At 67.1% G+C, this 14023-nt stretch carries 13 protein-coding genes and 1 tRNA gene; all 14 read left to right on the plus strand.

The genetic code is table 11. The features are described from left to right. Positions 1–28 precede the first annotated feature (28 nt). Entirely contained in the window at positions 29–1069 is a 1041-nt protein-coding gene (locus XM50_RS15600) for a rod shape-determining protein (protein ID WP_046410758.1), read from the plus strand. A 76-nt stretch (positions 1070–1145) separates the two neighbouring features. Next, on the plus strand, positions 1146–2006 hold the full coding sequence (mreC, locus tag XM50_RS15605) for a rod shape-determining protein MreC (RefSeq protein ID WP_231622001.1): 861 nt from the start codon (positions 1146–1148) through the stop codon (positions 2004–2006). Between the two features lie 86 nt (positions 2007–2092). Then, positions 2093–2512, plus strand: coding sequence for a rod shape-determining protein MreD (mreD, locus tag XM50_RS15610; RefSeq protein WP_443024673.1), 420 nt, complete (start codon positions 2093–2095; stop codon positions 2510–2512). Continuing rightward, the gene (gene mrdA / locus XM50_RS15615) at positions 2509–4602 is read left to right on the plus strand and encodes a penicillin-binding protein 2 (RefSeq protein ID WP_046410762.1); all 2094 of its coding nucleotides are present in this window, start codon (positions 2509–2511) and stop codon (positions 4600–4602) included. The genes mreD and mrdA overlap by 4 nt, the downstream gene beginning before the upstream one ends. Continuing rightward, positions 4599–5711 (plus strand): rod shape-determining protein RodA, encoded by a 1113-nt coding sequence (rodA, locus tag XM50_RS15620; protein WP_046410764.1) that lies wholly within the window; start codon positions 4599–4601, stop codon positions 5709–5711. The genes mrdA and rodA overlap by 4 nt, the downstream gene beginning before the upstream one ends. Positions 5712–5794: 83 nt before the next feature. Next, a tRNA-Lys gene (locus XM50_RS15625) sits at positions 5795–5870 on the plus strand. Between the two features lie 511 nt (positions 5871–6381). After that, entirely contained in the window at positions 6382–7611 is a 1230-nt protein-coding gene (locus XM50_RS15630; RefSeq protein ID WP_046410766.1) for an FAD-dependent oxidoreductase, read from the plus strand. A 3-nt stretch (positions 7612–7614) separates the two neighbouring features. Next, positions 7615–7962: a YybH family protein gene (locus XM50_RS15635; RefSeq protein ID WP_046410768.1), complete on the plus strand. Its 348-nt coding sequence runs from the start codon at positions 7615–7617 to the stop codon at positions 7960–7962. Positions 7963–7976: 14 nt separating this feature from the next. Further along, positions 7977–9092: an acyl-CoA dehydrogenase family protein gene (locus tag XM50_RS15640; protein ID WP_046410770.1), complete on the plus strand. Its 1116-nt coding sequence runs from the start codon at positions 7977–7979 to the stop codon at positions 9090–9092. 34 nt (positions 9093–9126) lie between these two features. Further along, positions 9127–10374: an acyl-CoA dehydrogenase family protein gene (locus XM50_RS15645; protein ID WP_046410772.1), complete on the plus strand. Its 1248-nt coding sequence runs from the start codon at positions 9127–9129 to the stop codon at positions 10372–10374. 143 nt (positions 10375–10517) lie between these two features. After that, on the plus strand, positions 10518–11021 hold the full coding sequence (locus XM50_RS15650; RefSeq protein ID WP_052742603.1) for a hypothetical protein: 504 nt from the start codon (positions 10518–10520) through the stop codon (positions 11019–11021). Continuing rightward, on the plus strand, positions 11021–11677 hold the full coding sequence (locus XM50_RS15655) for a peptidylprolyl isomerase (protein ID WP_125945038.1): 657 nt from the start codon (positions 11021–11023) through the stop codon (positions 11675–11677). Before XM50_RS15650 ends, XM50_RS15655 begins: the two co-directional genes overlap by 1 nt. Then, the gene (locus tag XM50_RS15660; RefSeq protein WP_046410774.1) at positions 11674–12681 is read left to right on the plus strand and encodes a zinc-dependent alcohol dehydrogenase family protein; all 1008 of its coding nucleotides are present in this window, start codon (positions 11674–11676) and stop codon (positions 12679–12681) included. The genes XM50_RS15655 and XM50_RS15660 overlap by 4 nt, the downstream gene beginning before the upstream one ends. A 96-nt stretch (positions 12682–12777) precedes the next feature. Beyond that, positions 12778–14004, plus strand: a complete 1227-nt coding sequence (locus XM50_RS15665; protein WP_046410776.1) for a M20 metallopeptidase family protein — start codon at positions 12778–12780, stop codon at positions 14002–14004. Positions 14005–14023 lie beyond the last annotated feature (19 nt).

The raw sequence follows: 14023 nt of genomic DNA on the forward strand, positions 1-14023 counted from the left end.
GCGACTCGGGGACGGAATTAAGCTGAACATGGCCTTCTCGCGTTTCTTCAAGTTCATGTCCCATGACATGGCGATCGATCTCGGGACTGCGAACACCGTGGTCTATCTTCGTGGCCGCGGTATCGTGCTCAATGAACCGTCCGTTGTGGCGGTCGAGACGATCAATGGCATCAAGAAGGTCAAGGCCGTCGGTGAAGACGCCAAGTTGATGATGGGCAAGACGCCCGGCAACATCGAGGCGATCCGTCCGCTGCGCGATGGCGTTATTGCCGACATCGATGTCGCCGAGCAGATGATCAAGAGTTTCATTTACAAGGTCCATGGGCAGCGCAAGTTCATGCGCTGGCCGGAGATCGTGATCTGCGTGCCGTCGGGCTCGACCAAGGTTGAGCGCCGCGCGATCCGCGACGCGGCGTCGAACGCCGGCGCGAGCCAGGTGTGGCTGATCGAGGAGCCGATGGCGGCCGCGATCGGCGCGGACATGCCGGTCACCGAACCGATCGGCAGCATGGTCGTCGATATCGGCGGCGGCACGACCGAAGTCGCCGTCCTGTCTCTGCGCGGTCTCGCCTATACCACGTCGGTGCGCGTCGGCGGCGACAAGATGGACGAGGCGATTGTCAGCTACGTACGCCGCAACCACAATCTGCTGATCGGCGAAGCCACCGCCGAGCGGATCAAGCAGGAAGTCGGCATCGCCAAGCCGCCGGTCGATGGCATCGGCATGACGATCCACATCAAGGGTCGCGACCTGGTGAACGGCGTGCCCAAGGAAATCCAGATCAACCAGGGCCAGATCGCCGAGGCGTTGTCCGAGCCGGTCGCCACGATCGTCGAGGGTGTTCGCGTGGCGCTTGAGAATACCGCGCCCGAACTCGCCGCGGACATCGTCGATCAGGGCATCGTGCTCACCGGCGGTGGCGCGCTGCTGCAGGGTCTGGACGAGGTGCTTCGCGACGAGACCGGCCTGCCGGTGACGGTGGCGGAAGATCCGCTGACCTGCGTCGCGCTGGGCACGGGTCGCGCGCTTGAGGATCCGATCTATCGCGGCGTGCTGCAAAGCGGCTGATCTGAAGGAATAGCGAATGGCGCCGCCGCGGGACCGGCGCCCGGGTTTCTCGCGACGGGCGCAATATACGCTCTTTATGAGCTACATCCTGGCCGTCGCGGGAGCGCTGGTCGGTGCGGTGTTGCTCGTCCTGTCGCAATTCAATCCGCCCGCCTTTGCCGCGCTGCGGTCGGCCGCGACCGAGGTCACCGCGCCGGCTTCCACCGCGGGGGCCGCGGTCGTGCGCGGCATTGCCTCCGTGCCGGAGACGATCGCCACCTATTTCCGCGTCCATAACGAAAATGCCGCTTTGCGCGCCGAAGTCGCCCGCACCAGGGAGGCGCTGACCCAGGCGCGGATCATCGTGCGCGACAATCGCCGCCTGCGCGGGCTGCTCCAACTGCGCGAGGCGACGCCCGATACCGTGGCGACGGCGCGGATCGTCAGCTCCAGTGCATCGAGCACGCGGCGCTTCGGGATCCTGAACGCCGGGCGCTGGCAGGGCGTGCGGCCCGGCATGCCGGTGCGCGGCCCCGACGGGCTCATCGGCCGCATTGTCGAGGCCGGCCCCAATTCAGCGCGCGTGCTGCTCACCATCGACGCGGAAAGCGTCATCCCCGTGCAGCGCATCGGCGACGGGCTGCCCGCCCTCGCCGCCGGGCGCGGCGATGGCCTGCTCGATATCCGTTCGGTCGGCACCACCAATGCGCGGCTGAAGCCAGGCGACCGCTTCATCACGTCCGGCATCGGCGGCCTCTACACCCCCGGCGTGCTGGTCGCCCATGTGCTGAAGCCGGGCGCCGACAGCGCCCCCGCCAAGCCGTTTGCCGAGGCCAATACGTTCGATTTCGCCATCGTCAGCGCGCCGTTCCTGCCGCCCCCGCCCCCGGCGCGGCCCGACCCTGCCGACCCCCAGGCAACCGGCAGCCAGCCCGTCGGGAGCGCGGCGGCGCAGTGAGCACTGCGCCCAAACCCTTCCAGGCGCCGATGCAGCAGTCGCCGGCGCGTGCGCTGCCATGGCTGACCGTCATGGGCGGCTCCCTGGTGACGATCATCCCGGTGGTGGCAACGCTGCCACTGCTGCCGCCGTTCGGCCTCCTCATGCTCCTCTCGTGGCGCCTGCTCGCGCCGCTTGCGCTGCGCCGCTGGGCACCGGCGCTGCTCGGCCTGTTCGACGATTGCCTCAGCGGCCAGCCGCTCGGCAGCGCGATGCTGCTGTGGACGCTGACCTTTTTCCTGGTCGATTTGTTTGATCAGCGCACCATCTTCCGCGCCTTCGCACAGGATTGGCTGATCGCAGCGGTGGGTATCGCCTTCTGCCTGATTGCCGGTCGTTTTCTGGCCACCCCCCTCGGCGCGCAGGTCGATAGCGTGCTAGTGATCCAGATCATCGTGTCGATTCTTCTTTTCCCCCTAGCCGCGCGCGCCGTCGCCTGGGTTGATCGCCGTCGCGTTGCCGAATGAACCGGACACCGCGGATCGCCACGGAGGCGCAGCAGGGCTACACGTTTTCGCGCCGGGCTTGGCTGCTCGGCGCGATGCAGATCGGCGTGGGCAGCGTGCTGGCCGGTCGAATGGGCTGGCTGTCGATTGCCGAGAACGAACGCTACAACCTGCTGAGCGAGAACAACCGGGTCAACATGACCCTCATCCCGCCGCGTCGCGGCTGGCTGGTTGATCGCCATGGTCACGCCATTGCGGACAACCGCACCGACTTTCGCGTCGACCTGATCCCCGATCGGATCGTTGACGAGGAACGGACGCTGGCGGCGCTTCGTGATCTCCTGGCGCTGACCGACGACGACCTGCTGCGTGTCCGCGCCGACCTGAAGCGGGCGGCGGGCTTTCAGCCGGTCAAGGTGGCCGAGAATGTGAGCTGGGAGCGGTTCGCGGCGGTGCAGGTCCGCCAGCCCGAGCTGCCCGGCGTCGCGCCCACGCGCGGGTTCGCGCGCAACTATCCCGCTGGCGCCGCCGTCGCACACCTGACCGGCTATGTCGGGGTCGCCACGGCGGAGCAGTACAAGCAGACGCGCGACCCGCTGCTGCTGACACCGGGATTCAAGGTCGGCAAGGACGGCCTTGAAAAGACGATGGAAAATGAGCTCCGCGGCAAGCCCGGGGCAAAACGGATCGAGGTGACGGCGCGCGGCAAGCTGGTCGCGGAGCTTGCCACCCGCCCCGACGTGCCCGGCAAGACGCAGAAGCTGACGATCGATTCCGGCTTGCAGGAATATGCCGCGCGCCGGCTGGGCACGAACTCCGGCTCCGCGGTGGTGTTCGACTGTCACACGGGCGAGATGCTCGCGATGGTCTCCATGCCGGCCTATGATCCCAACAGCTTCTCCGACGGGATCAGCCACATGGAGTGGAAGATGCTGTCGGCGGACGATCACGTCCCGCTGATGAACAAGGTGACGCAGGGGCTGTATCCGCCGGGCTCGACGGTGAAGCCGATGAACGGCCTTGCGCTGCTGGAAGCCGGGATCAGCCCCGACGAGCGGGTGTATTGCAGCGGAGCGATGCGGGTCGGAAGCGGCGTGTTCCACTGCCACAAGCGGCGTGGGCATGGCCCGATGGACCTGCGCGGCGCCGTCGCGCAGAGCTGCGACATCTATTTCTATGAGATGATCCGCCGCCTTGGTTACGACAAGGTGGCGCCGGTCGCCCGCTCGCTCGGCATGGGCGAGAAATTCGACTTGCCCTTCGCGACGCAGCGCTACGGCACCGTGCCCGACAGCGTGTGGAAGGAGCGCAAGTACAAGACGAAGTGGACCGTCGCCGACTCGCTGAACGCATCGATCGGCCAGGGCTATGTCCTGTCCAATCCGCTCCAGCTTGCGGTGATGGCGATGCGCATTGCGTCGGGACGGCAGGTCCAGCCCAGCCTGTTGATGGATCGCGTGCACGGCAACGCCCCTTTGCTGCCGTACAAGGAAGAGCATCTTCAGATTGTTCGCGAATCGATGTGGAAGGTGGTCAATGGCGGCGGCACGGGCGGCGCCTCCCGCTTGTACCTGCCTGGCATCGATCTGGCGGCGAAAACCGGCACCGCCCAGGTACGCCGTATCACCATGGCCGAACGTCGTACCGGCGTGCTGCGCAATTCGCAGCTTCCCTTCAAGCTGCGCGACCACGCCTTGTTCATCTGCTTCGCGCCGTCGGACAAGCCGCGCTACGCCGCGGCCATCGTGCTCGAGCATAACGGCCACGTCATCCGCAACCTCGACACGCCAATGATCGGCAAGGACATCATGACCTATCTGTTCGACAAGGAGCGTGCGCTGAAGGCGCTCGCCGAGGTCGAACCGACATGGGGCGGCGACATCCGGACGCGCATGGCCGCGCAGGAAGCCGCCTACCGCGCCGCCGCCAATGCGCCGTCCCCGGCGCAGGGCGCCGCCACCGAAACCGACGCCCCCGCCCCGACGCGCGCGCCGGCCGTTCGCCAGGCGACCGACGCCTCGAACGCGGCGCAGGAGGCGACCGTCAGCGACATCGCCAACGGCGCCGGTCCCGCGAGCGTCGGCACCACCGAACCATCGGATCCACAATGAGCCGACCGTCGATCGTGCCTGCGCCGCTGGCGCGGCTGCCGTGGCGGATGCTGCTGCTGGTGATCGCGCTTGGCGGGTTCGGCCTCGTCATCCTCTACTCCGCCGCCAGCGGCAACATGCGTCCCTGGGCACTCTCTCAGGGAATTCGCTTCGTCATCTTCCTGTGCGGGTCGATCGTGATCTCCCGCGTGCCGGAGGACGTGTGGCGACGTGGCGCGCTGCCCGGCTATGTCCTGATCGTCATTCTGTTGTTTGCGGTTGAACTGCTCGGTGCGGTGCGCGGCGGCAGCCAGCGCTGGCTGGATTTCGGCTTCATCAGATTGCAGCCGTCGGAGCTGATGAAGCCGGCGATCGTGCTCGCCTGCGCGCGCTTCTACGAGCTGCTGCCGCCCAACGAGACGCGGCGCTTCGGCGCGATCTGGCCGGCGGCGATCCTCATCGGGCTGCCGGCCGGCCTGGTCATGCTTCAGCCCGATCTCGGGACGGCGCTCATGATCACTGGCGGCGGCCTGACGGTGATGTTCCTCGCCGGCGTCCCGTTGCGCCTGTTCGTCGGCGGCGCGCTCGGCCTCGCCGTCGCCGCGCCGCTTGCGGTGACCTATCTGCTCCACGACTATCAGCGCAATCGCGTGCTCATCTTCCTTGATCCCGAGAGCGATCCGCTCGGCACCGGCTATCACATCAGCCAGTCGAAGATCGCGATCGGCTCTGGCGGCATCACCGGCAAGGGCTTCCTCAACGGCACGCAGAGCCACCTCGATTACCTGCCGGAGGGGCACACCGACTTTGTCTTCGCGACCATGGCGGAGGAATGGGGCCTGCTCGGCGGCCTGTTCATCATCGTCGCTTATCTGATGGTGATCCGCTGGGGCATCAACGTCGGCCTGCGCGCCCGCACCCGCTTTGCCAAGCTCACCGCGGCGGGCCTCGCGACGACGATCTTCTTCTACGTCGCGATCAACCTGGCGATGGTGATGGGCCTCGCCCCCGTGGTCGGCATCCCCCTGCCGCTCGTCAGCTTCGGCGGATCGGCGCAGATGACCGTGTTCCTGTGCCTTGGCATCCTCATGTCGATCGACCGCAGCAATCGCGGCGAACAAAATTGGTGAAACCCGAAAAAAGTGGTTGCGTCCCGCCGGAGCAATGCTAATGACGCGCCTCCCGGCGGCGAGGCACCAGCCTACACCGGAACGGACGCATAGCTCAGTTGGTAGAGCAGCTGACTCTTAATCAGCGGGTCCTTGGTTCGAGCCCAAGTGCGTCCACCACCCTCCTCCGAATAGTTTCAATGCCTTAGGGCACACCGCTTCGGTGGAGTGGCATGTCCGGCTGAGATGGCAGCCCCCCCCAATCGGGGCGCGGACCGGCCGGATGTTTGGTTCGCCAATCCCCAACACCACCACTCCCCGCCCCGCTACGGGCAATTGCGCAATGCATGTTGCCGCGGGAGGGGTGATGACTCCTGCGCAGCATCCATGACGGCGGCGAAGGAAGGGTCAGCCATGTCGAAAATCACCGGCACCGACGCTTTGATTTTCCTCGCGGCGATTGGCCTCTGTCTGGTGGTCCTGCTTTACTTCGTTCTCTGACCCGGCCGCCCCCGCCCTAAGGCACGATCGCAATCGTATCGGCAGCCGCCCGGACCCAATCGTCGTTTTGCGTGCCCCGCCCATTGACTTGCCCGCCGCGCCGCTCGTACCTGTCAGGCGATTAGGTCGATCGACTTAATCCATACCGATCGCGCTGCCCACGATGGCCGCCGACGGCAGGAGAGCGTGCATGACATACGACCTCATCATCGTCGGGGGCGGCATCGGCGGGTCGGCGCTGGCGGCGACCATGGCGCGCGCCGGCCGGTCCGTGCTGCTGCTGGAAAAAACGACGGTCTATGAGGACAAGGTGCGCGGCGAATGGATCGCGCCGTGGGGAGTGACCGAAACCAAACGGCTCGGCCTTTACGACACATTGGTCGCCGCGGGTGGCCATCACCTGACCAGCCACGTCACTTATGACGAGACGCGCGATCCCGCTGCGGCGGAGGCAGCGGCGATGCCGCTCGGCATGTTCGCGCCCGACGTGCCAGGCCCCTTATGCCTACGCCACCCCGTCCATTGTCAGACGCTGTTCGACACCGCCGCCGCATCGGGCGCGACGGCGCATCGCGGCGTCACCATTACCTCCATCACGCTGGGCGCATCGCCCGCGGTCAGCTACCTCCTCGATGGCGCCGAGCATACGGCGCGTGCCCCGCTGATCGTCGGGGCCGAGGGGCGGCAATCCGGGGTGCGCCGCGCCGCCGGGCTGACGTTGCATCAGGACAAGCCGCACCATTGGTTCGCCGGGCTGCTGGTCGATGGTGTCGCCGGCTGGGACGATACACGCCAGGCGATCGGCACGGAGGATGATTTCGGCTTTCTTGCCTTCCCGCAGGGCCAGGAGCGGATGCGCGTCTATGGCGGCTGGTCGCTCGCCGATACCAAGCGGTTTGCCGGAAAGGACGGGCCAACCCGCTTCCTCGAGGCGTTCCGGATGAAATCGGCGCCGCATAATGAGGCGATCGCTGGCGGCACCCCCGCCAGCCCGCTGTTCGCCTATTACAATAACAGCAGCGCCGCGCAGCGCCCCTATGCGCCCGGCGCCGTGCTGGTCGGCGATGCCGCCGGGTGGAACGATCCTATCCTGGGCCTCGGCCTGTCGATCACCTACCGCGACGTTCGCCTCGTCAGCGACATCCTCAAGGAAACGGCGCCGGGAAACGCGCCCGATTTCCGACCTTATGCCGAGGAACGCGCGGAGCGGATGCGCCGGCTGCGCATCGCGGCGGAGATGCAGGCGACGCTCGACATGGAGTTTGGCGAGGCCGCCCGTGCGCGGCGGCATCGTTACTATGAGGCAAGCGCCGCCGATCCGATGCTCGGCCTCCACGGCGTCGCGACGCTCGCCGGGCCCGAAGCCGTCCCGGCAGAGATTTTCGAGCCGGCGCATGTCGCCCGCGTGGTGGGAGCCTGATCGATGGATATCGCGCGCTACAATGCCGACTGGCTGGCCGCCTGGACCGCCAAGGACGTCGAGGCGCTGCTCGGCTTCTACGCCGAGGATTGCCGCTATTTCGATCCGCAGACAGCGGGCGGGATCACCGGCCACGAGGCGCTGCGGGCGTATCTGACCGGCCTGTTCGCCGCGACCCCGCCGATGACCTACACCCCGGACGAGACCTGGCCCATTCCGGGCGGCTTCTGCGGCCGTTGGTATTGCGATGTTGAAGGGGCGGGTCGGATGCGCGGGTTCGACATGGTCCTGCTCGATGGCGACAGGATCACCCACAACGAAGTCTATGTGCACCAGCTGCCACAGGAATAAGAGGGAGGGGATCAATGCAGTTCGATTTCAACGAACAACAAAATGAATTCCGTCAGGAAGCACGGCGCTTCCTGGCGGCGGAATGCCCGCCGGACCGCGTGCGCAAGGCGCTGGAGGGTGGCGGCTTCGATCGCGACCTGTGGCGCGGGGTGGCCGAGATGGGGTTCCTCGGCATCGCCATCCCGGAGGAGCATGGCGGCCTTGGCCTTGGCTATCTTGAGCTGTGCGCCGTGGCGGAGGAATTCGGCCGGGCGCTGGCGCCGCTCCCGATCCTCTCCTCGGTCTACCTGGTGGCAGAGGCGATCAAGTCGTTCGGCACGGCCGAGCAGCAGGCGTCATGGCTCCCCCGCATCGCGGCCGGCGCAGCGATTGGCTGCGTCGCCGCCGCGGAGGGTGAGCGACTGAGCGAGACCTCGGTTCGCACGACCTTCGCGGGCGGCACCGTGTCGGGCAAGAAGGCTCCGGTACTCGACGGCGAGATTGCCGACGTGGCGCTGGTGCTGGCGAAGGAGGGCGATCGGCTGAGCCTGGTGCTCGTCGATCTCGCGCAGAAGGCGGTCGAACGGCGCGCGCTCGACACGATCGATCCCACGCGTGCCCAAGCCGAACTGACCTTCAACAGCGCAGCGGCCGAGCGGCTGGGCGAGCCGGGCGAGGGCTGGTCGCAATATCAGACCCTGCTCGACCGCGCGGCGGTGCTGGTGGCGTTCGAGCAGATCGGCGGCGCGGACCGCGCGCTCGAAATGGGCCGCGACTATGCGCTGGAGCGGATGGCCTTCGGTCGCCAGATCGGCAGCTTCCAGGCGATCAAGCACATGCTCGCCGACATGTATGTCTCCGCAACGCTCGCCCGGTCGAACGCTTATTACGGTGCCTGGGCGCTTTCCACTGGGGCGGCCGAACTGCCGCGCGCGGCAGCGACGGCGCGCGTTTCGGCCACCAACGCCTTCCGCCATTGCGCGAAGAACAACATCCAGGTGCACGGCGGCATGGGCTTTACGTGGCAGATGGATTGCCACCTCTACTACCGGCGCGCGAACCACCTCGCGCTCGCACTCGGCAGCCAGCCCGACTGGGAAGAGAAGCTGGTCAGCCGCCTGGCTGCCGCCAACCAGCCGATCGCTGCCTGAGCCCCACCACGGACAGAACCGGAGGCCCCGTGCCATGAACTTCGACGACACTCCCGAAGAAGCCGCCTTCCGCGCCGAGGCTCGCGCGTGGATCGATGCCAATGCCCCCAAGCACCTGTACCCGATCCTTTCGGGGTCGGGGCACGGCACCGCCGGCGACATCGCCGATTTCGACATGCTGGCCGAGAGCAAGGCGTGGCAGAAGAAGAAATATGACGCCGGCTGGGCGTGCCTTCACTGGCCAAAGGAATATGGCGGGCGCGGCGCGACGCCGATGCAGCGGGTGATCTGGAACCAGGAGGAAGGCGTCTATGCCACCCTCTCCTTCACCTTCATCATCGGTCAGGGCATGTGCGGCCCGACGGTGATGGCGTGGGGGCGTGAGGAGGACAAGCAGGCGCTGCTGCCGCCGCTCGCCGCGGGTGAGGACATCTGGTGCCAGATGTTCTCCGAACCGTCGGCCGGCTCGGACCTCGCGGGCCTTCGCACCCGCGCGGTCAAGGATGGTGACGAATGGGTCATCAACGGGTCCAAGATCTGGACCTCCGGCGCGCATATCTCGCAATATGGCATCCTGCTGACCCGCACCGATCCCAGCGTCGCCAAGCACAAGGGGCTGACGATGTTCTGGGTCGACATGCGTTCGCCCGGCATCGAAGTCCGCCCGATCCTTCAGGCCCACGGCCAGTCCGGCTTCAACGAGGTGTTCTTCACCGACCTGCGCGTTCCCGACAGCCAGCGGCTGGGCGGCGTGGGTCAGGGCTGGACGGTGTCACTGACCACGCTGATGAACGAGCGGCTGTCGATCGGCTCGGGCATGTCGACCGGCTTCGAAACGCTGCTCGATTATGCCGTCCGGGCGCCCGGTCGTGACGGCGGCCGGCTGGTCGACGATCCCTCGATCCGCTCGCGCCTCGCCGATTGGGCCACCAAGGCCAGCGGCCTGAAATACACCTCGATGCGCGCGCTGACCGCCTTGTCGAAGGGACAGGAGCCGGGCCCGGAGAATTCGATCGGCAAGCTGGTCGCCGGCGCGACGAGCCAGGATATCGCGACCTTCGCGATCGACCTTCAGGGCGAGGCCGGCGTGCTGACCGATCCCGCACAGGCGGCGCATGCGGCACGCTTCCAGGCGACGCTGATGCGCAGCCCGGCCACCCGAATCGAGGGCGGCACGGACGAAATCCTGCGCAACATCATCGCCGAGCGCGTCCTTGGCCTGCCCGGCGACGTGCGCGTCGACAAGGACGTCCCGTTCGAGAAAATCCCGACCCGCGCCTGACCGGGCGCGCGGGTCAGCGACCGTCCCCTGCCCCGGCAGGGGACGGGCCGCGCCCTTGGCATGGCAAATGGTCCGTGTCCTTGCTCCCATCTGTCGCCTTGAACGTTGAAGGGCGATACGAATGAGCAAGAAAGGAACCTTGCGTGATCCGTGCTTCCGTCGCCGGCCTCCTGCTGGCCGCCTCCCCCGCCGTTGCGCAGGAGGCCCCTGACGATCCTTCCTGCGCGAATGTCCGGGTCGCGATCCCGGCAGAGCTTGCCGCCTGGTCGAAGCAGACGCCCGTCGCGGCAGGGATCAAGGCCGGCGGCGGCGCATCGGTGACGCCCGGCCAGGCGCTGCTGGTCGCGCTTCATCCGGCGAATCTCGTCACACTGGCGCCCGTGCCGAAGGAAAACGGCGGCCATGCCGGAACGCTGACGCTGACCGTGCAGGAAGCAGGCAATTACCGCGTGGCACTGGGTGGACGCGCATGGGTCGATCTGGTCGACAAGGGGCGTGCGCTCTCCTCCAGCGCGCATGGTCATGGCCCCAAATGCACGGGAATTCGCAAGATGGTGGACTATACGTTGAAGCCCGGTCGCTACACGATTCAATTGTCCGGCAGTCAGGCGGACAACATGCCGCTGCTGGTGGCGAAGGTCGGCTGATGCGGATGATCGCCCTCGCCGCCGCGCTCCTCCTTCCCACCGGCGTCGCCGCGCAGGATGTTCCTGCGGCTGCACCGGCCACCACCAGCGCTACGCCCCCTGCTCCGGCAAAGGCAGCGACCACGATCGTCACGCTCTCAACCGCCGCTGGCCCGATCGTGCTCGAAATCGAAACGGAGAAGGCGCCGGTGACCGCCGCCAACTTCCTCAAATATGTCGATGGAAAGCGGCTGGACGGGACGGTTTTCTACCGCACCGTGAAGGTGCAGGCGGAACCGCGCTACGGCTTCATCCAGTTCGGCACCCAAAACGATCCGAAGCGCACACTGCCGCCGATCGCGCATGAGCCGACCAGCAAGACCGGGCTCAGCCATGTCGATGGCGCCATCTCCATGGCAATGGCCGAACCCGGCACCGCACGCGGCGATTTCTTCATCATCGTCGGCAACACGCCGGCGATGGACGCCGACGGAACGAACCCCGGCTATGCGGTCTTCGGCCGCGTCGTGCACGGCATGGATGTCGTCCACCGCATCATGGACATGCCCACATCGCCAACCAAGGGAGAGGGAATTATGAAGGGCCAGATGCTCGAACCGACCGTGCCGGTCACCACCGCACGGCGCATGCCGGCCCAGGCGAGCATCCAGCCGTGAGGGCCGTCACCCTGTCGCAGCCGGGCGGGCTTGATCGTCTGCACGTGGCCGACGCGCCCGATCCCGGCCAGCCCGGCGCTGGCGAGATCCGCGTGGCGCTCCACGCCAGCTCGCTCAACTTCCACGACTATCTGGTCTGCTCGGGCAAGTCCCCGACGGCGGACGGTCGCATCCCGCTGGCGGATGGCGCCGGCGTCGTCGAGGCGGTCGGCGACGGCGTGACGGACTTCAGCGTCGGCGACCATGTCGTCTCGGTCTTCTTCCCGGACTGGCAGGATGGCGGCCCGAAGGTGGGCGACTTCCGCCGCGTCCCAGGCGACGGCATCAACGGCTTCGCCTGCGACAGCGTGGTCCTTCCTTCCACTGCCTTCACCAGGGCGCCGCGCGGCTGGAGCCACAAGGAAGCCGCAACCATCACCACGGCGGGACTCACCGCCTGGCGCGCGCTGGTCGTCGACGCCGGCCTGCGCGCTGGCGACACCGTGCTGCTGCTCGGGACCGGCGGCGTGTCGATCTACGCGCTGCAACTCGCCCATGCGATGGGCGCCGAGGTGATCGTCACCTCCTCCTCGGACGAGAAGCTGGCGCGCGCGAAGGAACTCGGCGCCAATCATGTGATCAATTATCGTCAGGAGCCCAAATGGGGCCGCAAGGTCCTGGATCTGACCGGCGGCCGCGGCGCCGACATCGTGGTCGAGGTCGGCGGCCCGGGGACGCTCGTCCAGTCGATCGAGGCCGTGCGGATCGGTGGCCATATCGCGCTGATCGGCGTCCTCACCGGGGTCGGCGGCGACGTGCCGACCGCATTCCTCATGGCGAAGCAGGCCAAGCTGCAGGGATTGATCGTCGGCAGCCGCCAGGAGCAGGAGGACTTCGTCCGCGCCCTCGAGGCGACCGGTATCCGACCCGTCATTGATCGGACATTCGCGCTCGAGGATCTGGGCGACGCGTTCCGTCACCTCGAATCCGCCAGTCATTTCGGGAAGATTGCAGTCGCCTGGTAGCCGCGCGCGCACTCATCTGGCCACGACCGCCGGCGCAATGGCCGATTTGCGCCGGCGGCGATCCGTTCTAGGTACGAACCAAGGAAAGGATCGCCCATGAACGCTCCCCTCATCCGTGACGATTGGCAGGCCGCCGGGGTGGCGCAGCTCGACGACACGATCGCCCTGCGACGCGCCATCCATGCCGAGCCAGAGATCGGCCTCCACTGTCCCAAGACGACTTCGAAGCTGAAGGCCGCGCTTGCCGGCCTGCCGCTGGAAATTCACGACAGCACCTCCACCACAGGCTTCATCGCCATCCTTCGCGGCGGCCGCAGCGGCGCGGGCGACAACACCCGCACCGTGCTGTTGCGCGGCGACATGGATGCGCTGCCCCTGTCTGAAGACACCGGCCTGCCCTTCGCCTCCACCATCCCGGGCGCGATGCACGCCTGCGGCCACGACGCCCATTCCGCCATGCTCGCCGGCGCCGCGCGCGCCTTGTGCGCGCGTAAGGAAGAGTTGCCCGGAACGGTGGTCTTCATGTTTCAGCCCGGCGAGGAGGGCCACCATGGCGCCCGCTGGATGATCGATGACGGGTTGCTCAACCTCGCGCGCCCCGACGCCGCCTTCGCGCTCCACATCTTCCCCAACGCGCCCGCCGGTGTGTTCGTCGGACGCGAAGGACCCCTTCTCGCCTCCACCGACACGCTGATCGCGACGATCCGTGGCAAGGGCGGTCACGCCGCCATGCCGCACGATTGCATCGATCCGATCCCGGTCGCTTGCGAGATCGTCACCGCGCTGCAGAGCTTTGTCGCGCGCCGTATCCCGGTGTCTGATCCCGCCGTCCTGACCATCACGCAGATTCACGCCGGCAGCAGCCACAACATCATTCCCGATGAAGTGAAGCTCATGGGAACGCTGCGCACCCTGTCGGATGCGACCCGGGAGAAGGCACGTGCCGCCTTCCATCAGATCGCCGGGAACATCGCTGCGGCGCATGGCTGCGAGGCGGATACCAGGGTCGAGGAAGGCTATCCGGTCACCTTCTGCGACCCGCGCGCGACGGCGATGATCCGTGAACTGTCACAGGACATCTCCGGGGAACGCGGCTGGACGACGATGCCGGCACCGATGATGGGCGGAGAGGATTTCTCCTACGTCCTGCGCGAGATACCGGGGGCCATGGCGTTCATGGGGGTCGCGCCGGAGGGCAGCGATCCGCGCACCAACCCGCCGCTGCACAATGTGAAGATGACGATCGAGGAGCAGGTCATGGCCAGGGGCGTTGCGATGCACTGCGCCCTGGCCGACCGCTTCCTCAATCGTGGTTTCGATTAAGGCTGCGCCGTGTTGCCCC

The organism is Sphingomonas sp. Ag1 (assembly GCF_000980895.1).
Taxonomy (GTDB): Bacteria; Pseudomonadota; Alphaproteobacteria; order Sphingomonadales; family Sphingomonadaceae; genus Sphingomonas; species Sphingomonas panaciterrae.

Coding starts and splice junctions, on each gene's coding strand:
- XM50_RS15600 (WP_046410758.1), top strand. CDS start 29: ATGGCCTTCTCGCGTTTCTTCAAGTTCATGTCCCATGACATGGCGATC.
- mreC (WP_231622001.1), top strand. CDS start 1,146: ATGAGCTACATCCTGGCCGTCGCGGGAGCGCTGGTCGGTGCGGTGTTG.
- mrdA (WP_046410762.1), top strand. CDS start 2,509: ATGAACCGGACACCGCGGATCGCCACGGAGGCGCAGCAGGGCTACACG.
- rodA (WP_046410764.1), top strand. CDS start 4,599: ATGAGCCGACCGTCGATCGTGCCTGCGCCGCTGGCGCGGCTGCCGTGG.
- XM50_RS15630 (WP_046410766.1), top strand. CDS start 6,382: ATGACATACGACCTCATCATCGTCGGGGGCGGCATCGGCGGGTCGGCG.
- XM50_RS15635 (WP_046410768.1), top strand. CDS start 7,615: ATGGATATCGCGCGCTACAATGCCGACTGGCTGGCCGCCTGGACCGCC.
- XM50_RS15640 (WP_046410770.1), top strand. CDS start 7,977: ATGCAGTTCGATTTCAACGAACAACAAAATGAATTCCGTCAGGAAGCA.
- XM50_RS15645 (WP_046410772.1), top strand. CDS start 9,127: ATGAACTTCGACGACACTCCCGAAGAAGCCGCCTTCCGCGCCGAGGCT.
- XM50_RS15655 (WP_125945038.1), top strand. CDS start 11,021: ATGCGGATGATCGCCCTCGCCGCCGCGCTCCTCCTTCCCACCGGCGTC.
- XM50_RS15665 (WP_046410776.1), top strand. CDS start 12,778: ATGAACGCTCCCCTCATCCGTGACGATTGGCAGGCCGCCGGGGTGGCG.